The sequence below is a fragment of the Parafrankia elaeagni genome (assembly GCF_000374165.1).
GTDB classification, from domain to species: domain Bacteria; phylum Actinomycetota; class Actinomycetes; order Frankiales; family Frankiaceae; genus Parafrankia; species Parafrankia elaeagni.
In genome coordinates, this window is sequence record NZ_KB893672.1 from 51,472 (window position 1) to 75,871 (window position 24,400).

The window sequence follows — 24,400 nt, forward strand, 5'->3', positions numbered from 1 at the left end:
CGACTTCACCGCGGGAGGGGACCCGACTCGACGGAGAGCCCAACACATGTCGTTGACACAAGCGGTCCGCAGGTCGGTGCTGGTTGCCGTCGCCGTCGCCGCGATCGGTGGTGGCTGCGCGCCCGTCGGCTCCGGCGGGGGAGGGGGCACGGGTGCAACCCCGACGGCCTCGCCCTCGGTGCCGCCGGCCTCGCCGTCGCAGCCGCCTGCCACCGCCATCCCGACAGGCACCCCGCCCGCCTCGCCGACGGTTCGTCCGACCACGCCGTCGTCCTCGCCCACCGCGGCTGGAACTCCGACGTCCACGCAGACCACGGGCCCGTCCGGACCGGTGTCCGGCGACTGCGGGCGGGCGGCGGGGGCCGCGCCGGCGACGCGGATCACCGAGGTGAGCCTGGGGTCGCCGGTGGTCAGCTTCGCGCCCCAGGGTGACACCGACCCGCTGCCGGTCGCGATCGCCGCGGTGCCGGGTGGCGGGTCGTGGCTGGCCTGGCTGGGCACCGACGTGAAGGTCCGCCTCGGCCGGCTGGACTGTGCCGACCAGCTGGTCGGCACCCCCACCGCGCTCGACGCCGTCGACCTGCAGGACGTCCGGGCGGACGCGGACGGCGTGGTGGTGCTGCTGACCCGCCCCGGCCCGCAGGGCAACGGCCGGCTGTGCGGCGGGACGTCCAGCCCGACCAGGACGATGTGGATGGTCCGCCTCGACAACACCGGCCGGCAGGTCTGGGAGCGCCAGGTCACGAACCTGAGCGCCAGCCGTGGCGGCTACGACCCCGGAGCCCTGTTCGTCTGGTGGTACAACCACCACGGCACCCTGGCCTTCGACGGCACCAACTACGCCGCCTACTTCGAGGCGGCGATCACCGTGGCGAACGGCGCCTGCGTCGACATCCACGAGGGCGACCGGATGCAGGTCGTCAACGCCACCACCGGCGCCCTGGTCTCCGGGCACGACAGCTTCGAGTGGGGCTGCAGCCACGCCTGGGACTCCCACCTCGCCTGGGATGACCGCACCGGCCACTTCGCGATGGTCTGCGCGACGGACGACAACTGCCGCATCGCCCGGCCCGACACCCGCCAGACCGTCGTCGCCGGGGTCTGCGACGGGACGCTGTTCGGCGGCAACATCGTGCTGGCCGGCGACGTGGGCTACTGGACAGCCTGGAGCAACGGCAACCAGGTGCGGCTGGAGCACTTCTCCACGGGCGCGTCCGACCGGACGGTGGTCACCGCCGCTCGCAGCCAGCACTCGCACCTGGCTGCCTACGGAGCGGGGCGGATGCTGCTGACCTGGCGGTCCGGTTCCTCGACCGCCGCCCAGGTCTTTGATTCCACCACCGGCAACACCGTGGGCGGCCAGTTCGTGATCGCGGTGCCGGATCACACCTACGTGGAGGCCAAGGACTATTCCGACGGCAGCGTGGCCTTCCCCGCCGCGGGCGCGTCCGCGACATCCCCGCGGATCGTCCGGATCCTGCCTCTGCGGTGAGCGAACTGACCATCTGACCTGACACCCTGACATCGCGGGAGGGTGGTCGCACGGCGCGTCAATCCTGGACGGCCGGGCGGCCCACCCCGCTGCCGAGCGTGGCGCCACGTCGCAGAAAGTTGCCCGCACTGTCGGGTACGCGACCATCGTCGCGATTCGACAACTCGGGTGCCTGATCGCATTGCCCCATCCGCATACTGGCTGCCGGGAAGCGTGTGCAAGGCTTGTGAGCAACTTGGATCTGATCGCCGGTGCCAGGTCGTTCGCCGGATGCCGGATAGTGGGCAGGAGAACTGATGAAACGGATCGCCGAATTCGCTGTCCGGCGCCGATGGCTGGTCGTCGTTGGCTGGATCGCCTTCGTTGTCGCGGCGCAGGGTATCGCCGGCGCGATGGGTGGAGCCTCGTACCGCGACACCTTCAGCCTGCCGGACACCGAGACCGCGTCCGTGGCGGATCTGCTCGAGGGCGCCGGCCTGAACAACCAGAACGGCGCCACGGGCACGGTCGTGCTCAAGAACCAGGAGGGCGCGTTCACCGGTGCCCCCGAGGGGCTGGAATCGGCACTTATCGAGGTATGCCGCTCGGGAAACCATGTGGCTCTCGTCACATCGCCCTGGGCGTCGATTGATTGCGCAAACGTCGAGGCCGACGCGCCGGGGAACCCGCAGCTGCTCAACAGCGCGCGCGGCTCCACCACGGCGCTGCTCAGCATCACCTGGGAGAGCGACCACTACGACGTCGTGCTGTTCACGAACGTCTACGACCAGCTGGTGGAACTGCGTAGTGACGACCTTCAGGTCGAGTTCACCGGAAACGCCTTCACCGGTATCGGCCAGAGCGAGGGGTCGGGCCTGTCCGTCCTCATCGGCTTCGGCGCCGCGCTCGTCATCCTGGCGCTGGTGTTCCGCACCGTGGCGGCCACCGTCCTGCCGTTGGCCACCGCGCTCGTCTCGCTCATCAGCGGCCTCGGCGCGATCTACATCCTCAGCCACGCCATCAACGTCTCCAACATCACCCCGTACCTCGCCGAGCTGATGGTCATCGGTGTCGGCGTGGACTACGCGCTGTTCATCGTCACGCGGCACCGCCGCAACCTGCGGCGTGGCATGCCCGTCTCGGAGTCGATCGTGAACGCGATCAACACCTCCGGCCGGGCGGTGCTGTTCGCCGGCACGACCGTGTGCATCGCGATCCTCGGTCTCATCGCACTCGGGGTGAGCTTCTTCAACGGCATGGCGGTGGCGACCGCGCTCGCGGTCGGCCTCACCATGATCGCCTCGCTCACCCTGCTGCCGGCCCTGCTCAGCCTGTTCGGCCTGAAGGTGCTGCCGCGCCGGCAGCGGGCCGCGGTGCGGGCCGGTGAGTTCATCGACGACCGGCAGGTCGGGGTGTGGGCCCGCTGGTCGGACTTCGTCGCCCGGCAGCGCATCGGCGTCGCGGTCGTCTCGGGCGTGATCATGATCGCGATCGGCCTGCCGATCTTTGTCCTGCAGCTCGGCGCCAGCGACCAGGGCAGCGACCCCAAGAGCTCCACCACCCGGGCCGGCTACGACCTGATCTCCGACGACTTCGGCGTCGGCTACAACTCCGCGCTGGAAGCAGTCGTGAGCGGCCCGGGCGCCTCGGACGAGGCCTACCTGGAGCGCGTGGCCACCGTGCTGGCCGACACCCCGGGTATCGACCCGGCCAGCGTGGCGCCCCTGCCGCTGGCGGAGAACGTCGCCTTCGTGACCTTCAAGACGACCACGTCACCGCAGTCGGAGAAGACCTACGAACTGGTGCGGCACCTGCGGTCGTCCGTGCTGCCCCCGCTGTATGACGGTACGCCGAACCAGATCTACGCCTACGGCGAGACGGCGATCAACGTCGACTTCGCCAGTGTGCTCGCCCGGAAGATGCCGCTGTTCATCGCGGTCGTGGTCGGCATGTCGTTCGTCCTGCTGCTCATCGCCTTCCGCAGCCTGGTGATCCCGCTGACCGCCGCGGTGATGAACCTGCTCGCGGCTGGTGGAGCATTCGGTCTGTCCGTGGCGATCTTCCAGTGGGGCTGGCTCTCCGAAGCCATGGGCGCCGGGCCGGGCGGTCCGATCGACGCCTGGATGCCGGTCATGCTGTTCGCCATCCTGTTCGGCCTGTCCATGGACTACCAGGTCTTCCTGGTCAGCCGTATGCACGAGGAATGGATCCACACCCGGGACAACAAGCGGTCGGTGACTGTCGGGCAGGCTGAGACCGGTGGCATCATCACCGCCGCCGCGATCATCATGATTGCCGTCTTCCTCGGTTTCGTGATCAGCCCCGGCCGTGCGATCAAGATATTCGGTACCGGGCTCGCCGCCGCCGTGTTCCTCGACGCGTTCGTCCTGCGGACCATGCTCGTGCCGTCGGTGATGCACCTGGTCGGAAAGTCGAACTGGTACCTGCCGAAGTGGCTGGACCGCATCATCCCGCACGTCTCGGTCGAACCGGCCGACGAGCCCGTCGCCCACGGCGCCGTTCCCGCCCAGAGCACGGGCACCGCGCCGGGCACGGCCGCCACGGCCGTCACGCCGGATGCGGAAACCACGCAGGAAACATCAACCACGCCGGACGGGGCGACCGCGTCGGACGAGAACCCCGGCCCCTCCGACGACGGCCAGCCCGGCCAGGACCGGGAGACGGCCCGCTCCTGACAACCACACCGGGGCGCCAGGCGGTGCCGTCATCGCCTGGCGCCCCGGTGGCTGGACCTGGAGTCGATCGACCGTCGTCCTCCCTGACGGGGCACGAACCGCCCCGGAGCCGATCCGTCGGCGAGCTGCTCGAGCAGCTCGGCCGCCCGCGTCTCGCGCCCTGCCTGCGCGATCTCGGTCTGCATCCGGCGCGCGGCGGCGGCGTACCGGGAGTCGCCGAGAACCGTGGTGACGGCTGCCCGGACCGCTGCCGGCTCCGGGGTCTGCGTGCGCAGGTTCACCCCGACGCCGGAGGCGGCGATCCGGGCGGTGACCTCGATCTTGTCCTCCGTTCGGCCCGCGCCGACCATGGGGACGCCGTGCGAGAGCGCGAGCTGCACACCGCCGTAGCCGCCGTTGGTGACGAACACGTCGACCCACGGAAGCAGCTGGTCGAACGGGATGAACCGCTCCACCCGCGCATTGGCCGGCAGCGGTCCGAGCTCCGCCGGGTCGCCGCCGCCGGTGACCGCGACGACGAGAACGTCCTCGCCCGCGAGCCCGGCCAGCGCCGGTCGGATCAGCTGATCGGCGTCGGTGGCGATCGTTCCCTGGTTGACGAGCACGACCCGGCGCCCGGACAGCTCGTCCCACCAGGACGGCGGCCGCCACCCGGGATCGGCCGGCGGGCGCGGCGGCCCGACGAACGCGACCTGGCCCGGCAGGTCCGAGACGCCGTACTCGAAGCTGGGCGGACTGAACTGCAGATAGAGCGCAGCGGCCAGCGGGTAGGAGAAAATCGTTCCGGTTGCTGCGGGAAGGCCGAACACCTGCCGGGCCCGGTTGATCTCGGCGGTCACCGGCCGAAACACCGCTTGGCCCATGAAACCGTCCAGCATCCTGTTGCGCAGCCGGCCCGCTGGGCCGGTGGCCGGAGCCAGTCCTGTGCCGAAGGGCGCGAGATCCCTGCTGGGGAAGGGCAGGACGCTGATGCCGAATCCGGCCAGCGGCGGCCCGCCCAGTTCCTGCAGGAGTATCCCGCCGATGAACGCGGTGTCGGTGACCACCGTGTCAGCCGGCTCCTCCCGCAACAGCGCCGACAGGTCCCGTACCTGGTTCGGCGCCGGCTTCGCAAGCGCCTGAACCAGGTCGAACCGCAGCTTCTTCAGCCCGGACAGTGCCCGGCGCCGCGGGAAGCGCTGATCCAGCCCGACGAGGCTGTAGTCGAAGGCCGGGTCCGTTATCGGGCGGAATCGCGCACCGACCGCGGCGATCTTCTCCTCGAAGGCGGCGCCGGTGTACCAGCGCACGGTATGACCGCGTTCGACCAGGGCACGGGCAATGGGCAGCGCGGGCACGGTGTGGCCGACGGCCGGGATCGTGGCGAACAGGAATCGCGACATACTTCCGCTTCCCCTTCCACCTGCCACCCGACGCCCTGGCCCGCATGCTGCCACCCCGAGGCGGCTGGCCTCGCCACGCCGTGTCGAGGCGTGTCTACGCCAACCGGCCGTCCCGGACCAGGGAGCGGAGACCCCGGCGGTCCGGCTTGCCGCTCGGCAGGGCTGGCACCTCGTCGTCCGCGGCGACGATCCACCGGGTCGGGACCTTGTAGCTCGACAGCCGGGCGCGGGCACGGGCGGTGAGCACGGCCACGTCGATGCCCGCCGTGGCCGGGACGATGACCGCGCACACCTCCTCCCCGCGGTCAGGATGCTCGACGCCGGTCACGACGCAGTGCGCCACCTCGGGAAACTCCTCGAGGACGGCCTCGACCTCGCGCGGTGACACGTTCGACCCGGCGACCTTGATCAGTTCGCTGTCCCGGCCGACGTAGAAGAGCCGAGGGTCGCCCGTCCTCCGGTAGACGCGGTCGCTGGTGTGGTACCAGCCGTCCGCGTCGAAGACCTCCCAGCGTTCGCGCTTGTTGTAGCCGGCCATCGCGCCGATGCCGCGGATGAGCAGCTCGCCGACCGTCCCGTCAGGGACCGGCGCGCCGTCGGCGTCGACGATCGCGGTCTCGGTGAACGCGAAGCTCCCGCCGGACTCGGTCAGGCTGCGATGGATCGGATGGCCGTCCGGGACGCCCGCCATCGAGAGATCCACCGGTCCGTCCCGGAGCGCGGGAGCGCTGCGCAGGTCCCGGTCGGGAAAGGAGGGGTGCAGCCGCAGCCGCTGGGTGAACGCCGGCCAGCCGACGACGCCGTTCGCACGCTCCCGCTCGGCGAGGTCGAGCGCCGCCCCGGCCTCCAGCCGCGCCAGCACCAGCACCGCGACGGGCTCGTGCAGAGCGCCGGTCGCGGCCAGGATGCCGCCGATCCAGAAGAACGGCATCGCGCAGAGGATGCGGGGCCTGTGGCCGACGCCGGTGAGCCCGCGGATCGCCGCCGGCCAGGTGGAGGTCTGCCGCACCAGCGTGCCGTGGGTGTGCAGCACGCCCTTCGGGTCGGCGGTCGAACCGGAGGTGTGGACCATGAGTGCCAGGTCGGCCGGGGTCACCTCGGTCTCCACCGCGGCGAGCAGCCCGGCCCGCACCATCGCAGTGTCCCGCGGATCCCAGCGGGTGGCCCAGCCCCGGTCCGTCGGCCCGGTCAGCACGATCCGCCGCAAATACGGTGCGCCGGCCAGCTCGAGCTGACCGGCCGGCTGCCCGGCGAGCTGCCCCGCCAGTTCCGGGAAGGCCGTCTCGAACCGATCGGCGATGTCGATGCTCAGCACTGTCGTCGGCGCGACCAGAAGCTGCACATCGGCCAGCCGCGCGACCTTGGCGATCTCCATCGGCTGGTACAGCGTGCTGAACGGAACGGCCACGGCCCCGATCCGGCTCACCGCCAGCCACCAGACGGCCCACTCGACGCCGCTGGGGAAGAACAGGCCCACCCGGGTGCCCTTGCCGACGCCCTCGTGGAGCAGCCACCGGGCCACCCGGGCGGACCGCGCCTCCGCCTCGGCGTAGGTCAGCCGGTCGGTGAGCGAGACGAGGTAGTCGGCGGACCCGAACTCCCGAGCGCAGCGCCCCAACAGGTCAGGCACGGTCGGTCGGATCTCGTTGCCGGTCGGTGGCCGCACTGTGAGCTTCCATCCCTCCGTGATGACGGTACGGATCAGTATGGGCGCCGCGCGGGTGGCGCAGCCAGGGTTCGACGCCGTGCGGGGCCGGCCGGCCCCGGGCAGCGGACGACGTCAGACGGCCGTCAGCGGCACATCAGCGCAAGGGTGCACAGTAAGAACTGCAAGAAACGAACTGCACCGCACCGCACCGCACCGAACCACCAGCACCGCCCGCACCATCCGCATCATGTTTCTGGGAGAGGTTTCCGTAGCGGCCTAACGGGGCCCGGGCTTCGGTCTGGGAGGATCTCTGATCCACGCAGGTTCGAATCCTGCCCTCTCCGCNNTTCACCNNAAGGCTGTCAGGAAGGAGCCGTGTCGCACCGCCCGCACCATCCGCNTCATGTTTCTGGGAGAGGTTTCCGTAGCGGCCTAACGGGGCCCGGGCTTCGGTCTGGGAGGATCTCTGATCCACGCAGGTTCGAATCCTGCCCTCTCCGCCCTTCACCACAGGCAGCCCGCCGCCGGGCCGTGCCTCCGCACGAGGGAGGTGTCGGCCCGGCGGCGGTGTCTGTGGGATACACATGTGGTTGCGGTCCGTTGTCATGGCGTACGGTCAGTGTCGATCAGGACCGCCGGATGGCAGGAGGCCGCATGACCACGGCGATTGCCGGGACGTACCGTAGCCCGCAGGTCGGTGAGCTGTTGCGGCTCTGGCGGGAGCGCCGACGTCTCAGCCAGCTGGAACTGGCGTCGTACGCCCAGGTCTCGGCCCGTCATCTGAGCTTTCTGGAGACCGGCCGGGCCCGCCCGAGCCGCGACATGGTGCTGCGGCTCACCGACCAGCTGGACGTCCCGCTGCGGGACCGCAACGACCTGCTTCTCGCCGCGGGTTATGCGCCGGCCTATCCGGAGACCTCGCTCACCGCCCCGCAGATGTCCTCGGTGCGGACAGCGGTGCGCAGCGTGCTGGCCGGCCATGCGCCGTATCCCGCGGTCGTCGTCGACCGGGACTGGAACATTGTCGACGCGAATCCGAGCCTGTCGCTGTTCACCGACCTGGCCGCTCCGGAGGTGCTGGCGCCGCCGGTCAACACACTGCGGCTGGCCCTGCACCCGCTCGGAATGGCTCCGTGGATCCTGAATCTCGGTGAATGGCGGGCGCACCTGCTCGGCCGCGTGCGGCGGCGGGTCGCGGCGGACGGTCGGCTGGCGGACCTGTACGCCGAGCTGTCGAGCTATCCGTGCGACGAGGAGGAGCCCGAGGTCGCCGTCCCGGGCGCCGGGGACATCTTCGTACCCCTGCGGCTGCGGGTCGGCGACCGGGAGCTGTCCTTCTTCTGCATGGTGGCCACGTTCGGCACCCCGCGCGACGTCACCGTCGCCGAGCTGACGATCGAGTCGTTCTTTCCGGCGGACGCGACGACGATCGACGCGCTCAGGGCCGGGGTGTGATCTCGATCAGCCGCTGCCCGCCGAGGTAGGGGACGAGGACGTCGGGCACCGTGACCGAACCGTCGGGGCGCTGGTACTGCTCGAGGATGGCGGCGACAGTGCGGCCGACGGGCAGGCCGGAGCCGTTCAGCGTCGCCGCGAAGCCGGTGGCGCCGCGGCGGTCCCGGATCCGGATGCGGGCCCGGCGGGCCTGGAAGGTGCCGCAGTCCGAGCAGGACGAGATCTCCCGGTAGTCCTCCTGGCTGGGCAGCCACACCTCGATGTCGAAGGTCTTGCGGGCGGAGAACCCGATGTCGCCGGCGGGCAGCACGACGACCCGGTAGGCCAGACCGAGGCGGCGCAGCAGCTCCTCGGCGTGCCCGAGGAGCAGCGCCAGCTCCTGGTCGGACTGCTCGGGCGCGCAGATGCGTACCAGCTCCACCTTCGCGAACTCGTGCAGCCGCAGGATGCCCCGGGTGTCCCGGCCGTAGGAGCCGGCCTCCGACCGGAAGCACGGTGTGTGGCCGGTGAGCGCGAGCGGCAGCTCTGCCGCGTCGAGGATCTCCCCGGCGTGCAGGCTGGTCAGCGGCACCTCTCCGGTCGGGATGAGGTAGAGATCGCGGTCCCCGACCCTGGTCCGGAACAGCTCCTGCTCGAACTTGGGCAGCTGTCCCGTCCCGGTCATCGTCTCCCGGCTGACCAGGCTCGGTACCGCGTACTCGGTGTAGCCGTGCTCTCTGGTGTGGACGTCCAGGAAGAACGCGGCCAGGGCGCGTCCCAGCGCGGCGCCCTGGCCCCGTGCGACGGCGAACCGGGCGCCGGAGAGCCGGACGGCCCGGCGCATGTCGAGCACCCCGGTGAGCTCCCCGATCTCGGCGTGGTGGCGGGCCGGGAAGTCGAACACGGGCGGGGCGCCGACCCGGTACAGCTCGACCGCCTCCGCCGCCGAGTTCCCGTCCGGGATGTCGTCGGCCGGCAGGTTCGGGATCGCCAGCAGGACGCCGTCCAGCTCGGCGCAGACCAGGCGGTGCTCGGCCTCCGTCTGCTGGATCCGTTCCTTGAGCTCCCGCGCCCGGGTCCGGACCTCGGCCTGGGCGACCCCGCCGGAACGGCCGCGGTCCCGGCCGGCCCGGGCGAGCTGGTTGGACTCGGCCCGCAGGCGCCCGACCGCGTCCACCGTCCGGCGGCGCAGCCGGGTCAGCTCGCCCAGGGTCGTCAGGTCGAGGGAGTGGCCGCGGCGGCACATCCGCGCGACGGCCTCCTCGCCCGAGTCGAGCAGTGCCTGCGGGTCATGCATCGGGATCCCTCTTCCGCGTCCGCCGGGGTGCCGGGGTGCCGGGTTTCTGTGTTCTCGCCGGATCAGGCCACGCCGGATCCGGTCCGGTCAGGTCAGGTCAGAGCGACGGCGGCTTCATGCCGAACTGGTAGTCGATGGTGATCTGCCCGTCGGCGTTGGTCACGATGAAATCCCGGCCGAAGGTGTCGACCGCACCGGTCGCGGTGCTGACCATCACCCAGCCGAAGAGGCAGCCGCCGTGATGGCCGTAGGCGTCGTTCTGGGAGCGGAACGAGAATCCCTTGGCGAAGTACTCGTTGTGCGCGGCGGTGACCGCGTTCTCGATCATGTCGCGGCCGCTGACCACGAAGAGCCGGTTGTAGTAGGTGCCGTCCTCCGCCCAGATCTCGTCGATGATCTTCCGGCGGGCGGCGGGGTCCTCCTCGTTCCACGAGGCCATGTAGCGGTCGACGAAGTTGTTCCAGTCGCTGTTCGGGATCATGTCCGTGACTCCTTCGGGTGTGCGACGAACGAACGGGAACGAAACGGGATGGGCCTGGGGCCGCCTCGGGCCGGCGGTGAACCGCGCCGCGCGGTGCTAGCGGTGCTAGCGGTGCTAGCGGGCCGGGGCGAGGTGGTGGCGCAGGTGGCTGACAAAGTCGAGGGCAATGGCGAGGCCGCAGTCTTCGACGAAGAAATGGCCGCCGGGAAACTCGCGGTTGCCGAGGTAGCTGGTTCCGCGGCCGAGCCAGGAACTGACGGCGCCCTCGCTCATCAGGGTGTCCGACCGCCCGGTGTAGGTGACCAGCGGGCACGGCACCCGGGCGCCGTCGTCCACCAGGTAGGCGCAGACGGTCAGGTCGGCCCGGGTCGGCGGCATCGTGATCGCGAGCATCCGCTCGTCGGTGTAGATCTCCGGTGGCAGCGAGCCGAGGCTGATGAGCCAGTCCACCAGCTCCTGCTGCGGTGCGTCGATCTTGTCCTTGGGTGGTACCAGGAACCCCCGCGGCGTCCAGCCGGCGGCGCCGACGAGCACCGGCGGGGGGCCGCCGCGCCGGTCGACGGCCACCGCCAGCCGGTAGGCGAGCAGCGCGCCCAGCGAATGGCCGAACAGGGCGTACGGCCGGTCGTCCAGCTCGTCCATCAACGCCTCGTACAGCGCGTCGACCAGCGGCTCCGGCCGGGTGAACGGCGGCTCGGAGAGCCGGTCCTGCCGGCCCGGCAGCTGCACGGCCTGCATCGCGACGTCCGCGGGCAGGTACTGGGCCCAGCCGTGGAAGGTCGACGCACCACCGCCCGCGTGGGGAAGGCAGAACAGCCGGACCGCGGCCTCCGGATCGATCTCGGCCGGCTGGAACCAGCGCGGCCGCGGGCTCACGGTGTCTCCCCGCCGGCCGCGGCCGCCGCGCCGGCCCGGGCCCGCAGCTCGCGGCGCAGCACCTTCCCAGTGGGGTTGCGGGGCAGCTGGTCGACGAACTCGTACCGGTTGGGAATCTTGAAGTCGGCGATCCGGCCGCGCAGCCAGCGCATCAGGTCACGGCCGGTGACGGTGACGCCCAGCCGGGCGACGACGACCGCCTGGACGACCTCGCCCCACCGCGGGTCCGCCACCCCGACGACGGCCGCGTCGACCACGTCCGGGTGGGTCCGGATGGCGTTCTCGACCTCGACCGGGTAGATGTTCTGCCCGGCGACGATGATCATGTCGTTGATCCGGTCGCAGATCACCAGGTAACCGTCCGGGTCCAGGTAGCCGGCGTCCGGCATGTGCAGCCAGCCCTCCCGGACGGTCTCGGCGGTGGCGTCCGGGCGGTTCCAGTACTCCAGGAACCGGGCCGGTGTCCGTACGCACACCTGGCCGATCTCGCCGGTGGGCCGGGCCCGGCCCTGCTCGTCGACGATCCGCACCTCGTTGCCCGGGCAGGCCCGGCCCGCGGTGCCCAGTTTCGGGTGTCCGGGCACATGCTCGTGCGGGGCGAGCGCGGTCACCACACTGCCGGTCTCCGCGGAGGCGTACATCTGCGCCAGCTCGCAGCCGAACTCCTTGATGCAGCGCAGCATCAGCGCCGCCGGCATGGGCGCGCCGCCGTAGACCACCTTGCGCAGCGACGAGAACGCCTCCGGGGTGGCACCCCGCTCGTCCAGCATCATCTGCAGCATCGCCGGGGCGGCGAAGGTGTTGGTGATCCGGTGGTGCCGGATCAGCCGGACCGCCTCCTCCGGCACGAACATCCGCATCACCACGCTGGTCCAGCCGACCACGAAACCGTGCAGGAACCAGGCCATGCCGCCGGAGTGCAGACCGGGGAAGGCGATCAGCGCACGGTCCGTCGGCAGCCAGTCGATCCAGTCGTTGCCGGCCCGGCGGATGTTCTCGATGAAGACGAAGTAGGTGCGGTGCGCCAGCACGACGCCCTTCGGCAGCCCGGTGGTGCCACTGGTGTACATCTGCACCACCGGGTCGTCCGGGCCGGTGCCCGGGTCGAGCGCGGTGTCGGGCTGGCCGGACTTCCAGGCCAGGAACCCACCCGACCTGCTGTCCGGGGTGTCGACCGTCACCACGGTCACCGGCCGCGGCAGGTCCATCCGCACCCGCTCGACGACCGGGCGGAACTCCTCCTCCACGAAGATGATCTCGGCGTGCGAGTCGTGCAGAACGTGGTCGACCTCGCGGGCGGTCAACCGCCAGTTGATCGGCACCAGCACGGTGCCGCTCTTCGCGCAGCCGAGCGCCAGGTCGTAGTAGTACTCGGACTCCCGACCGAGGTAGGCCACCCGGGAGCCGCGCCGCAGCCCGGCGGCGAGCAGCGCGTGCCCGGTGCGGTTGCTCTCCCGGTGCAGCTGCGCGTAGGTCAGCTCCCGGTCCTCGCAGATGAGGGCCACGTGATCGGGACGACGGGCGGCGTGCACCGCGGACCTGGCCGTCAGCGTGTGGGCATCGGGATCGATCATGACCTCACTCCGTCTGTTGTCTCTCGCGTCTGGCGTCTGGCGTCTGGCACCGGAGGTGGGCCTCGGGCCTCGGGCCTCAGGCCGCGGGCTCGGGCACCAGCTGCTGGTCCAGGAACTCGGCGAGCAGGCTGGCGGACGGGTAGTCGTAGGCGACCGACGTCGCCAGCGGCAGCCGGAACGCCGACTCCAGGGCGTTCTTGAGCTCGACGGCCACCAGTGAGTCGAGGCCGAGAGCGGTGAACTCGGTGACCGAGTCGACGTCCTCGACGTCGTCGTAGTGCAGGACGTCGGCGACCTTGGCGCGCACGAACTCGTCGATGGCCGCGGTGCGTTCCGGACGGCTCGCCGCGAGCAGCGCCTCCAGGTCGATGCGCGCCGCGGAACCGTCGTCGACGGCGTACCTGGCGTACAGGGCGTTCCCGGCCGGCCGGGTCGCGGCGTACCGGCCCCAGTCCGCGTCACCGACGACCACCTGGGCGGTCGGCGCGCCGAGAACCGCGCTGAACGCCCGGACGCCCTTCGCCGGTGCCAGCAGCCGCACGCCCTCGTCGGCCCAGCGGCGGATCAGCTGCTCGCTGAGCCCGGCGGACATGCCGACCGTGCTCCACGGGCCCCAGTTGATGCTCAGGCCGGGCAGGCCCCGGGCGGCCCGCCACTGCATCAGCGCGTCCAGGTAGGCGTTCGCCGCCGCGTAGTTCGCCTGGGTCTGCGCGCCGGTCACCGAGGCGGCCGACGAGTACCCGACGAAGAAGGCGAGCTGCGGGAAGGCCCGCGTGGCCTCGTGCAGCAGCGTCGTACCGGCCATCTTCGGCGCCAGCACCGGACGCATCTGCTCCCAGGTCATGGCGGCGACCGGGCCGTCGACGATGGCACCGGCGGCGTGCACGATCCCGCCGACGGGCCGCCCGGCCGTCAGCTCCCCGACCAGCCGGGTCACCTCGGCCGGCTCGGAGATGTCGGCCCGGTGCACCGTGACCTCGGCCTTCTCCCGCAGTCGGGCGAGCAGCGGCGCGACGTCCGCGGCGGGTTCGGCGCGCCGGCCGACCAGCGCGATGTGCCGGGCGCCCCGGTCGACGAGCTGCTCGGCGGTGAGCAGGCCGAGCCCGCCCAGCCCACCGGTGACCAGGTAGGTGTGCTCCGGGTCGAGCGTCACCTCGCGGGCCGCCGGGGTGTGCTCGTCGACGAACGTCAGGATCAGCTTGCCGATGTTGGCGCCCCGGCTGAGGACCCCGAACGCCTCCTCGACCTCGTCGAGCGCGTAGGCGGTGGTGTGGATCGGCGGCAGTTCGCCGGCCGCGACGCGGCTCACGACGATGCCCATGATCTCGCTGTTGAGCCGGTACATCTCCGTCTCGGGCAGCTCGCTGAGATCGAAGTTGTGGTAGGTGACATCCGGGCGGGCCGTCTGCATCTGCTCCGGCGTCCAGGCGCCGACCTTGCCCATCTCGACGAACCGGCCGCCGTCGCCCAGCGCCCGCAGCCCCGCCGGGATGAAGTCCTTGTTCAGGCTGTTCAGGACGATGTCGACGCCGGCGCCGTCGGTGGCCCGCAGGATCTCGTCGGCGAAGTCGAGCGTGCGCGAGTTCATCACGTGCCGCACACCCTGGGCCCGCAGCAGCGGCCACTTGTGCGGGCTGGCGGTGGCGTACACCTCGGCGCCGACCGCCTTCGCCAGGTGCACGGCGGCCTGCCCGACACCGCCGGCGGCGGCGTGGACGAGCACCTTGTCGCCGGCCTTCATCCCGGCCAGGGTCGTCAGCGCGTAGTAGGCGGTGACGTACACCGAGCCGAGGCCGGCGGCCTGGACGAAGCTGACGTTCGCCGGCTTGGGCACCGCCATCGCCGACGGCACCGTGATCCGGCGCTTCATGCAGCCCATGTGGTTGACGACGACCTCGTCGCCGAGCTGGAAAGCTGCCCGCGGGCCCACCGCGACGACGGTGCCCGCCGCCTCGAAGCCGAGCGGCTGGTCACCGAACTCGCGGAGCATGCCCAGCGCGTTGAGCACGTCCTTGAAGTTCAGCCCGGCCGCGTGCACCGCCACCTGGATCTCGTCGCCCGTCGGTGGGACGTCCTCGCTGGGCACCAGCGTGATCCCGCCGAACCGGCCGTACTCCTGGACGACCAGCTCGGCGTTGCCGTCCGGCCCGGCCGGGCCGTCCTGGGGCCCGCCGTCGGGGCCGGCCGGCAGCAGCCGGCGCACGTGGCGCAGACCGCCGCGGAAGGCGAGCTGGAACTCCTCGCCGGTACGGCCGGTCAGCTCGTCGAGGAACGGCCCGGTGTCGGCGTCGGCCAGGTCGACCAGCGTGACCCGCCAGGACGGGAACTCGTTGAGCAGTGTGTGGCCGAAGCCCCACAGGCTCGCCGCGGCCGGTGGCCCCGCGGCGGCGGGGACGTCGCCGGGCAGGTGCTGGGCCCGTTCGGTGAGCAGCCACAGCCGCTGGTCCCGGCCGAACCCCGCATCGCCGAGCACCCGGACCAGCTCGAGCAGCCCGGTGTAGTTCCACTCCGTCTCGGACCACAACGCGGCCACAGTCGGGCCAGCGGTGTCCGGGCCAGCCGTGTCCGGGCCAGCCGTGTCCGGGCTGGCCGTGTCCGGGCTGGCTGCGGCCGGGCTGGCTGCGGCCGGGCTGGCGCTTGCCGGGCTGGCGCTCGACCGCCCGCCGGCAGCGGTCCACCACCAGCCGATGTCGGTGACCGCGCCGTCCCGCAGCGCGGTGCGGACCTCGGGGAGGGTCCGGGCGATGCTCAGGCGCACCCCGGCGCCCTCCGCCCGCGTCCGCAGGCTGGCCGGTTCGTCGGTGCCGGTCGGCAGCACCGCGAGCAGATGCCGGTCGGTCTGACCGCCCTGCCCGGGCAGCGACTGCTTCGTCCAGCGGAGGTGCTGGACGAGGCCCGTCCGGCGGCCGGTGCTCTCGGCGAGCCGGCGGCAGCCCAGGCCACGCAGCTCGAACACCGGCTCGCCGTCCTCCAGCACGAGCAGGTCGAGCGAGACGTCGACGCCGTCGGCGTCCACCTCGGCCGTGGCCAGCAGCACCTGCAGGTCGGCGGAGCGGGGCTTCTTCAGCAGCCGGAAGTAGCCGAAACGCACCGGCAGGTACTTCTCGTCGTCGACGGCCAGCGCGGCGAACGCGTGCGACGCGCTGTCGAGGATCGCCGGCGCCACCAGCTCGACGCCGGAGGTGCCGCCCGCCGCCTCGTTGCCCCGCAGCTCGCCGACGGCCAGAACATCCGGTGTCCCGATCTCGCCGTAGCGGAGCACCCGGCGCATCCGACGGAACTGCTCGCCGTAGTCGAGGCCGGCCGCGGCGTAGGCCGCGTAGACCTCCTCGGCGGAGAGCTCGGCGGTCGCGGTCGGGGCCGTGGCCGTGGCCGTGGCTGTGGCCGAGGTCGGGGCCGAGGCCGCTGTCGCGGGGCTCGTCGCCCCGGCCGTCGCGGCGAGCTCGCGCAGCCGCTCGCCGGCCGGGGTCGGCACGGCGTCCGCCCGCGGCCCGAAGGCGGCGGTGACATGCCGGCGCTCGATCGGGCCGTCGGAGCCCGGCACGATGCTGACGATCTCCACCGTGGCGGTGCCGTCCGCGGCCGGGCGCAGCCTGGTCCGCAGCGTCACCTGCTCGTCCTCGGCCAGGAACAGCGGCTCGGCGATGCGCAGGTCCAGGATCGGACGTCCGGTGTCGCCGTACACGGCGTCCTGCAGCGCCAGCAGCGTCTCCAGGTAGCCGGTGCCGGGGAAGACCACCCGGTTCATCGCGACGTGGTCCGCCAGCCAGGCAGGCTCGGTCACGCTGATCTGCGCGGTGAACTCGCGTACGCCGGCGGTGTCCGTCCCGGCGGTGGGCACCTCGGCTCCGAGGAGGGGGTGGGTGACCGGGCCGGCGATGGCGGCGCCGCCCAGCGCGTGGCGGCGGCCCTTCACCGGCAGCCAGTGCCGCCGGCGGTCGAAGGCGTAGGCCGGCAGCGAGATCAGCCGGCCCGGCCGGTCGGCGTGGTAGGCCGGCCAGGAGAACGCCAGCCCGGCGGCGTACACCCCGGCGACGGCGGCGTCGATGGTCGCGCCGTCGAGGTCCTTGGGCGCCAGGCTGGTCAGCCAGCGGTGGTCCCCGGCCGGCACGCACTGGCGGGCCAGCGCGGTCAGTGCCCGGCCCGGCCCCACCTCGACGAAGGCGTGCCGGCCGCGGCGGGCGATCGCCCCCACCCCGGCCTCGAAGTTCACCGGTGCGCCGATGTGCCGGACCCAGTAGTCCGGCGTCGAGATCTCGGCCGGCTTCGCCACCGCGCCGGTCACGTTCGAGATCAGGGTGAGTGCCGGCTCGTGGAACGTGATGTCGGCGATCTCGGCCCGGAAGGCCTCGTACACCTCGGCCATCAGCGGGGAGTGGAACGCGTGCGAGACCGCCAGCCGCCGGACGTTGTTCCCCCGGGCGGTCAGCTGCTCGCCGACCTCGGCCAGTGCCTTGTCCCCACCGGAGACGACGCACTGCTCGGGCGCGTTGATGCCGGCGATCGCCAGATCCGGGTAGCCGGCGAGCAGCGGCTCGACGTCCGCGGCGGCGGCGTTCACCGCGATCATCCCGCCCGGCTCGCTGACCGACTGCATCAGCCGGGCCCGGGCCGCGACCAGCCGGACGGCGTCCGCCACGGTGAACAGGCCCGCGACGGCCGCCGCCACCACCTCGCCGATGCTGTGCCCGATCAGCACGTTCGGCCGGACCCGCCAGGACAGCCACAGTTTCGCCAGCGCGTACTCGAGGGTGAACAGCGCGGGCTGGGTGAAACGGGTCTGGTGGATCTGCTCCGGGTCGGTGGCCGTGCCGCGGATCATGTCCCGGACCGAGGCGCCGAGGTGCGGCGCGAACAGCCGGTCGCACTCGTCGACGTGCTCGCGGAACACCGCGAACCGGTCGTAGAGCGGGGCACCCATGCCGGCGTACTGCGAGCCCTGCCCGGTGAACAGGAAGGCGACCTTGCGGACGTCCGGCCCACCGGCCCTGCCGCGCTCCAGCTGGTCGTGCTGCCGGGCCAGCAGGTCGGTGAGCTCCGCGTGGCCGCGGACCGCGCCGGCCAGCCGGTGCGTGAAGTGCGCCCGGCCGACGTTCGCGGTGTAGCACAGAGCGGTCAGATCGACGCCCGGGTTCTCGGCGAGGAACCGCTGGTAGCGCTCGATCTGCAGCTTCAGCGCCGGCCGGCTCTTCGCCGACAGCGTGAACACCCGGCCGGTCGCCCCGTCCGCGGCGGTCAGCCCCGTGCCGGCGGGGATGGGTGACGCATCGGCTGCCGGCGTGTCGGCCGGTGCCTCCTCGAGGACGGCGCACGCGATGCTGCCCGCGAACCCGAAGCTGTTCACCAGGGCCCGCCGGACGTCCCCGTGCCCGTCGCCGTCGTCGCCGTCCCAGTCGCGGTTCTCGGTGGGCACCGTGACCGGGATGCTGTCCCAGGGGATACGCCCGGTCGGGTTCGGCATGTTCAGGTGCGGGAAGATCGTCCGCGCCCGCATCTGCGCGATGGTCTTGATCACCCCGCCGAGGCCGGCGACCGGCTCCATGTGGCCGATGTTGGTCTTCACCGACGCGACGGCGACCGGCGTGGCCTTCGTGCGCGACTCGGAGAACACCTCGGTGATGGCGCCCATCTCGATCGGGTCGCCCAGGGGAGTGCCGGTGCCGTGCGCCTCGACGTAGGAGATGTCGGACGGGGCGAGCCTGGCGTCCGCGAGCGCGGAGCGCATCACGGCCTCCTGCGCGGTGCCGTTCGGCACCGTCAGCCCGGCGCTCTCGCCGTCCTGGCCGATCGCGGTGCCGCGGACGACCGCGAGAATGCGGTCGTTGTCCCGGCGGGCGTCGGAAAGCCGCTTGAGGACCAGCACGGCGCAGCCCTCGGCCCGGGCGTAGCCGTCGGCCGCCTCGTCGAACGTCTTGCACTGACCGTCCGGCGCCATCATGTTGCCGTTCGAGAACACCACCAGGATCCGCGGGTGGTGGATGGCGTTGACCGCACCGCACAGCGCGATGTCGGTCTGCCCGGAGCGCAGCCCGTCGACGGCCAGGTGCAGGGCGGTGAGCGAGGACGCACAGGCCGCGTCGGTGCTGATGCTCGGCCCGCGCCAGCCGAGGAAGTACGACAGCCGGCCGGACATCGGGAACGTGGTGATGCCCGAGGCGAGATGGCCGTCCAGGTCCTCGTACGGCAGGGAGTCCAGCTCGAGGGCGTAGTCGATGGAGCTCGCCCCGATGTAGACACCGCCGTTGCCGTGCCGCAGGGTCGTCGGGTTGATGTTCGCGTCCTCGAGCGCCTCCCAGGCCGTCTCCAGCAGCATCCGCTGCTGCGGATCGGTGAACTGGGCCTCCAGCGGGGAAATGTTGAAGAACTGGGCGTCAAACTTGTCGATATCGTCGACGAAACCACAGCCGGCTACCCGGATGCGGCCCCGGTCGTCCGGGTTCCGGGCGGTGAAGGCGTCCAGGTCCCACCGGTCCTCCGGTACCGGACGGATACCGTTTCTGCCGGCTCGGAGGAACGCGGAGAAATCATCCAGCGTGTGGTTGTCGCCGGGAAAACGCAGCCCCACGCCGACGATGGCGACCGGCTCGTGCAGACGGTTCTCCCTGGCGTCGAGGGCCTCCTGCCGGCCGCGGATCGCCGCCAGGGCCGCCGCGAGCTCGGCGGCGTCCTGTCCCGCGGCCTCCGGCGTGCGCGTCGGTGCGGCCGTCGCTCTGTCCGTCGGCCTGTCCGTCGGTGTGGTCGTCACAGTGCCGTCTCCTTGTCCTGCGGGGCTGGGCCGGACACCTGCCGACCGCTGGTCCCGACACCCGGGCCGACGAACAGGTCGGCCAGCACGTCCTCGCTCAGATGGGAGATGAGGCGCCCGACGGTCGGCCGGTTGAACAGCACGTTCGCGCTGATGTCACAGCCGAGAAGTTCCTCGAGGCGCTGCTTGATCTCGATGATCCGTAGTGAGGTGAAGCCCATCTCGAAATAGCTTTTCTCGGTTTCCAGTTCCTCGTCGTCGGTCATCAGGAGAGTTCTTCTGAACTCTGCTACGACCAGCTCCTCGAGAGCGTCGAAACGTTCTGACCGGGGCAGCTCGCCGATTCTTTCAATGGTCTCGGTGTGCTGTGCTGAAATACTCATCTGGTCACCTCGTCGACCCGGATGGTGGAAGTCAAACAGAGGCGGCTGACACCGGACTGACCGTGGACTGATCGGCCGGACCGTCATCCGACGCCGGGTGGTCGGTGGTGGGCTGGCGGGCCAGCGCCGCGAAACGTTGCGGCCTGGCCCGGCGCAGCCACCAGGCAGGCGTGGGCGGTCCCGCCGACGGCGGCGACCAGCACCAGCCAGGGCAGTGAGGTGACCGCGGCGTTCGTCGTCCCGGTCAATGTCGCACCTGTCCAGGTCGAGGACGGCCGGGCAGCGGGGTGCCGGCCATGCGGGGGGCGGAAGAGGCGGCTTCGGGACCTACTGCGGGAGGTTGTCGTGGCGGAACCGGGGGGAGCCGGCGCCCCGCAGGTAGCCGAGGGTGTTCTGGACCGCGGCCCGGGTGTCCGCCGGATCGATGATCTCGTCGACGGACATCCGCTCCGCGGCGATCCGGGGCAGCATCGCCTCGTCCCGGTAGCGGGTCAGCAGCTCACCGCGCCGGGACGGCTCGGCCGCCAGCTCCCGGCGGTAGATGACGTCGATGGCGCCTTCGGCGCCCATCACCGCGAGCTGTGCGTCGGGCCAGGCGAACACCGCGTCGGCGCCGAGCGACCGGGAGTTCATCACGATGTAGGCGCCGCCGAACGCCTTGCGCAGCACCACCGTCACCCGGGGCACCGTCGCCTCGGCATAGGCGTACAGCAGCTTGGCCCCCTTGCGGATCACGCCGCGGGCCTCCTGGCTGGTTCCGGGCAGGAAGCCCGGGGTGTCCACCAGGGTGACCAGCGACAGCCCGAAGGCGTCGCAGAACCGCACGAAGCGGGCGCCCTTCTCCGCCGAGGCGATGTCGAGCACGCCGGCCAGGGCGTTCGGCTGGTTCGCGACGACGCCGACCGGCACACCGTCGATCCGGCCGAAGCCGGTCACGAGGTTGCGGGCGAACCGGGGCTGCAGCTCCAGGAAGCTGCCGGCGTCCACCACCCCGCGGATGACCCCGCGCACGTCGTAGGGCTTGCGTGGATCCGCCGGCACCACCGGCATCGGCTCCGGGTCGGCCGGTGGCGCCGCCGGCAGGTCGTCCCAGCAGGAGCTCGGCAGGTAGCCGAGCACCCGCCGGGCCATCGCGATCGCGCTGTCGGCGTCCGGGGCGACCAGGTGGGCGACCCCGGAGTCCCGGCTGTGCACCCGCGCCCCGCCCAGCTGTTCGGCGGTGACGTCCTCGAAGGTGACGGCCCTGACGACCGCCGGGCCGGTGAGGAACATGCACCCCCGCTCGGCCGACATGATGACGATGTCGGTCAGCGCCGGTGAGTAGACCGCGCCGCCGGCGCAGGCCCCGAGCACCACGCTGATCTGCGGAATCCGGCCCGACACCGCCACATTGGAGCGGAAGATCCGGCCGTAGCCGTCGAGCGCGCCGACCCCCTCCTGGATGCGTGCGCCGCCGGAGTCGAGCAGGCCGACGACGGGCATCCGGGACCGGGCCGCCCCCTGCACGGTCCGTTCGATCTTGGCCGCGTGCATCTCGCCGAGCGAGCCGCCGAGAGCTGACGGGTCCTGGGCGAAGACCGCGACCGGCCGGTTGCCGACCCGGCCGAGTCCGGTCACCACCCCGTCGCCGGCCGGGCGGCGACGGTCCATCCCGAACGCGGTGGCCCGGTGCCGGGCCTGGCTGCCCGACTCCAGGAACGAGGCGTTGTCCACCAGCCGGCGCAGCCGGTCCCTGGCGCCGCCGGCCGGCGGCGCCGGCTGTCCCGGCGCGACAGCGGTGGACGCCGGTCCGGCAGTCACGGCTCCGGCAGCCACGGCTCCGGCGGCCACCGGCGCCGGTCCGGTCGTCGCCGCCGGGGCCGGCTCGGCGACGGCGAGCTCAGGCGACATTGGCGGCGCGCTCCTGTGCCAGTCGCACGATCGCGCTCACCTGTTGCAGTTCGGCGAGCTCGTCGTCGGTGATGCGGACCCGCAGCTCGGTCTCCAGCGCCCAGGCCAGCTCGACGATGTCCAACGAGTCGAGTCCGAGGTCCTCCAGGCTGGCCTCCGGCGCGACCTCGGCGACGTCCACGTGGAACGCGCTCACCAGCAGGTGCTTGATCTGGTCGTACATGAGATCTCCCCAGGGAGTGCGTGCGAAGGTGCGGCGGAGTCAGACGACGGCCGCGGCGGCCTGGCCGCCCGCCGAGGGCACCGCCGACGGCACCACCAGCGGCGCCTCGGTCGGCCTGGCGCGTGGCGTGGCGGGTGGCGTGGCGGGTGGGGTGGTCGGTGTGGCGTCGGCCCCGGTGGCGTCGGCCCCGGTGGCGTCGCCGGTTCCGGCGAGGGCGGTCACCTCCGGCCAGACGACCGTGGCGGCGCCCCAGCTCAGGCCGGCGCCGAAGGCGGTGAGCAGGGTCCGGTCGCCGGGGCGGAGCAGACCGGCCGCCGCCGACTCGGTGAGCAGCAGCGGGATCGAGGCGGCCGCGGTGTTGCCGACCCGCTCGATGTTGGACAGTCGGTGCCCGCCGGCCGGCACGCCGAGGCGGTCGGCGACCGCGTCGAGGATGCGCGCGTTCGCCTGGTGCCCGGCGAACCGGTCGACGTCGGACGTCGACCAGCCGGCGAGCGCCAGCGCGGTCCGGCCGGCCTGGGTCATCCGTTCGACGGCGTGCCGGTAGGTGTCCCGGCCGCGCATGTGCAGGTAGTTGTCGCCCGGCTCGACCGTGGTGCCGGCGGAGCGCTGCCGGGAACCACCGGCGGGAATGCCGATCAGGTAGGTGTTGTCTCCGTCGCTGCCGAGCACCACCGGGCCGACCGCGCCGGGCTCGTCGGTGTCACCGGCGCGGATCACCACCGCGCCGGCGCCGTCCCCGAAGATGGGGGCGGTGCCGCGGTCGGCCGGGTCGACGATGGTGCTGAACGAGTCGGCGCCGATGAGCAGCACCGTCTCGACGGTCCGGGTGGCGATCATGCCGGCAACGGTGGCCAGCCCGTAGAGGAAGCCGGCGCACACGGCGGAGACGTCGAACGCGGCGATGCCGTTGAACCCCAGCCGGGCCGACACGTCCGGCGCGGTCGCGGGGCACAGTCGGTCCGGGGTGGTGGTGGCCAGTACGACGGCGTCGACCGCCGGTTCGCCGGCCGCCCGCAGCGCCCGCCGGCCGGCCTCGACCGCGAGGTCCCCGGTGGACAGGCCAGGGGTGACATGGCGGCGCTGCCCGATGCCGGTGCGGTCCCGGATCCAGGCGTCCGAGGTGTCCAGGAAGCGGACGAGGTCGTCATTGGTGACGAGGTGCGGCGGCACCCAGGAACCGGCGCCGGCGATCACGGCGGCCCGCCCGTCCGGCGCGCTCACCCCGCACGGCCGGCCACCCGGCGCGGCCGTGGCCGTCATCGGGCACCCGCCTGGTGGCCGATGATGATCGCGGGATCCAGACCCATGTAGGCCATCCGGGCCCGCGCCATCTCGTCGGTCCAACGCTCGGCGGTCTCGTACCGCTCGTCCGGGGTGGTGTCGAGCAGCCGCCGGCCCGGCCAGATCTCGTAGTCGGCCAGCAGGTCGGCGTGCTCGGCGAGACCAGCCTGGAACAGCTCCTCGCGGTGCATGACGAACGCCCGGTCGGGAACGGCGTCCCACAGCTGCCGGCCGCGCCGCAGGATGTCGAGCAGCCGCGGCCGGAACTCCGGGTCGGCGGCGAGCCGGTCGCGCACGATCGAGCTGGCCACCGTCAGATGACGGATCTCGTCGATCGACGTCCCGCGGGCGATCTCGCCGGCCGCCGGGTCCAGCCGGCTCCACTTGCGCTCGCTCAGCTCGGCGGCGGGGGCCAGCACCCCCTCGATGATGATCGCGAAGATGGCGACGCCGCCGAAGAAGTCGCCTTCGTCGCGCACCGTGGCGAGGGTGAAGTCGATGATCGGGTCGATCACCGCCGCGGTGAAGTCCGCGGACACCTCCTCGACGACGGCGGCCAGCCGCTCCCGGGGCACCCCCAGCTCCACCAGGTGGTTGCGGAACACCAGCGAGTGGCGCGCCTCGTCGATCAGCTGGGTGGCGTAGAACTCCAGCTCCGGGATGCCGGGCGCGTGCGTCACGTAGTAAGACAGCACCCGGGTCGCCTGCTCCTCGGCGACCGAGCGGCAGCCCAGTTCGATCAGCAGCGAGTCCCGCAGCGGTCCGGGCCGGCGCATGTACTCCGGTGTCGGTGCGCCGGGCGCGTGGCCGGTCTCGGCGCGGCCGGCCAGTGTGCCCTGGGCGACGGCGCTGAGCCAGTACGCCAGACCGCAGTCGTCGGTGGTCAGGGTGAGGGTGCTGGCGCCGTCCAGCAGACCGGGGGCCTGGTCCCAGTCCGCCTCACGGGGGACGGTGGTGGCCATCGCGGTACTCCGTTCGTCAGCGCGGTTCGTCGGATCGGTTCGTCGGATCGGTCG

The 24,400-nt window shown here is 72.1% G+C and carries 16 protein-coding genes and 2 tRNA genes; 5 read left to right on the top strand and 13 right to left on the bottom strand.

Features of this window, described 5'->3' with window-relative positions; genetic code table 11:
• Positions 1–46: 46 nt before the first annotated feature.
• Together B207_RS0103805 and B207_RS0103810 are read left to right on the top strand one after the other, a co-directional pair.
• Entirely contained in the window at positions 47–1,492 is a 1,446-nt protein-coding gene (locus B207_RS0103805; protein WP_026310643.1) for a hypothetical protein, read from the top strand.
• 296 nt (positions 1,493–1,788) lie between these two features.
• Positions 1,789–4,167 carry an MMPL family transporter gene (locus B207_RS0103810; protein ID WP_018635186.1) on the top strand — a complete coding sequence of 793 codons (2,379 nt, stop codon included), beginning with the start codon at positions 1,789–1,791 and terminating at the stop codon, positions 4,165–4,167.
• Positions 4,168–4,196: 29 nt separating this feature from the next.
• Here B207_RS0103810 and B207_RS0103815 read toward each other — a convergent pair whose 3' ends face one another.
• Both B207_RS0103815 and B207_RS0103820 read right to left on the bottom strand, forming a co-directional pair.
• Positions 4,197–5,549 carry a glycosyltransferase gene (locus B207_RS0103815; protein ID WP_018635187.1) on the bottom strand — a complete coding sequence of 451 codons (1,353 nt, stop codon included), beginning with the start codon at positions 5,547–5,549 and terminating at the stop codon, positions 4,197–4,199.
• Positions 5,550–5,643: 94 nt separating this feature from the next.
• Complete coding sequence (locus B207_RS0103820; protein WP_018635188.1) at positions 5,644–7,215, bottom strand: class I adenylate-forming enzyme family protein; 1,572 nt, start codon at positions 7,213–7,215, stop codon at positions 5,644–5,646.
• 238 nt (positions 7,216–7,453) lie between these two features.
• Between B207_RS0103820 and B207_RS39455 the strand changes: the two genes are divergently transcribed.
• From B207_RS39455 to B207_RS0103825, 3 genes are all read left to right on the top strand, one after another.
• Positions 7,454–7,541, top strand: a tRNA-Arg gene (locus B207_RS39455).
• Positions 7,542–7,609: 68 nt separating this feature from the next.
• Positions 7,610–7,697: transfer RNA gene (locus B207_RS39460), tRNA-Arg, on the top strand.
• 154 nt (positions 7,698–7,851) lie between these two features.
• The gene (locus tag B207_RS0103825) at positions 7,852–8,652 is read left to right on the top strand and encodes a helix-turn-helix domain-containing protein (RefSeq protein ID WP_018635189.1); all 801 of its coding nucleotides are present in this window, start codon (positions 7,852–7,854) and stop codon (positions 8,650–8,652) included.
• Here the strand turns inward: B207_RS0103825 and serS are convergent.
• The 11 genes from serS to B207_RS0103880 form a co-directional block, all read right to left on the bottom strand.
• Positions 8,636–9,928, bottom strand: coding sequence for a serine--tRNA ligase (serS, locus tag B207_RS0103830; RefSeq protein ID WP_018635190.1), 1,293 nt, complete (start codon positions 9,926–9,928; stop codon positions 8,636–8,638). The genes B207_RS0103825 and serS overlap by 17 nt on opposite strands.
• A gap of 97 nt (positions 9,929–10,025) precedes the next feature.
• On the bottom strand, positions 10,026–10,409 hold the full coding sequence (locus B207_RS0103835) for a nuclear transport factor 2 family protein (RefSeq protein WP_018635191.1): 384 nt from the start codon (positions 10,407–10,409) through the stop codon (positions 10,026–10,028).
• Positions 10,410–10,523: 114 nt separating this feature from the next.
• Entirely contained in the window at positions 10,524–11,285 is a 762-nt protein-coding gene (locus tag B207_RS0103840) for a thioesterase II family protein (RefSeq protein ID WP_018635192.1), read from the bottom strand.
• Positions 11,282–12,859, bottom strand: a complete 1,578-nt coding sequence (locus tag B207_RS0103845) for a long-chain-fatty-acid--CoA ligase (RefSeq protein WP_018635193.1) — start codon at positions 12,857–12,859, stop codon at positions 11,282–11,284. The genes B207_RS0103840 and B207_RS0103845 overlap by 4 nt, the downstream gene beginning before the upstream one ends.
• Positions 12,860–12,935: 76 nt before the next feature.
• The gene (locus tag B207_RS0103850) at positions 12,936–19,604 is read right to left on the bottom strand and encodes a type I polyketide synthase (RefSeq protein ID WP_018635194.1); all 6,669 of its coding nucleotides are present in this window, start codon (positions 19,602–19,604) and stop codon (positions 12,936–12,938) included.
• Positions 19,601–19,987, bottom strand: a complete 387-nt coding sequence (locus B207_RS37490) for an acyl carrier protein (RefSeq protein ID WP_084691983.1) — start codon at positions 19,985–19,987, stop codon at positions 19,601–19,603. The genes B207_RS0103850 and B207_RS37490 overlap by 4 nt, the downstream gene beginning before the upstream one ends.
• Before the next feature lie 83 nt (positions 19,988–20,070).
• On the bottom strand, positions 20,071–20,235 hold the full coding sequence (locus B207_RS39465; RefSeq protein WP_018635196.1) for a hypothetical protein: 165 nt from the start codon (positions 20,233–20,235) through the stop codon (positions 20,071–20,073).
• 79 nt (positions 20,236–20,314) lie between these two features.
• On the bottom strand, positions 20,315–21,877 hold the full coding sequence (locus B207_RS0103865) for an acyl-CoA carboxylase subunit beta (RefSeq protein ID WP_018635197.1): 1,563 nt from the start codon (positions 21,875–21,877) through the stop codon (positions 20,315–20,317).
• Positions 21,867–22,100 carry a phosphopantetheine-binding protein gene (locus tag B207_RS0103870; protein WP_018635198.1) on the bottom strand — a complete coding sequence of 78 codons (234 nt, stop codon included), beginning with the start codon at positions 22,098–22,100 and terminating at the stop codon, positions 21,867–21,869. Before B207_RS0103870 ends, B207_RS0103865 begins: the two co-directional genes overlap by 11 nt.
• 39 nt (positions 22,101–22,139) lie before the next feature.
• The gene (locus B207_RS0103875; RefSeq protein WP_154675128.1) at positions 22,140–23,363 is read right to left on the bottom strand and encodes a beta-ketoacyl-ACP synthase III; all 1,224 of its coding nucleotides are present in this window, start codon (positions 23,361–23,363) and stop codon (positions 22,140–22,142) included.
• Positions 23,360–24,346, bottom strand: coding sequence for a hypothetical protein (locus tag B207_RS0103880; RefSeq protein ID WP_018635200.1), 987 nt, complete (start codon positions 24,344–24,346; stop codon positions 23,360–23,362). The genes B207_RS0103875 and B207_RS0103880 overlap by 4 nt, the downstream gene beginning before the upstream one ends.
• Between the last annotated feature and the right edge of the window lie 54 nt (positions 24,347–24,400).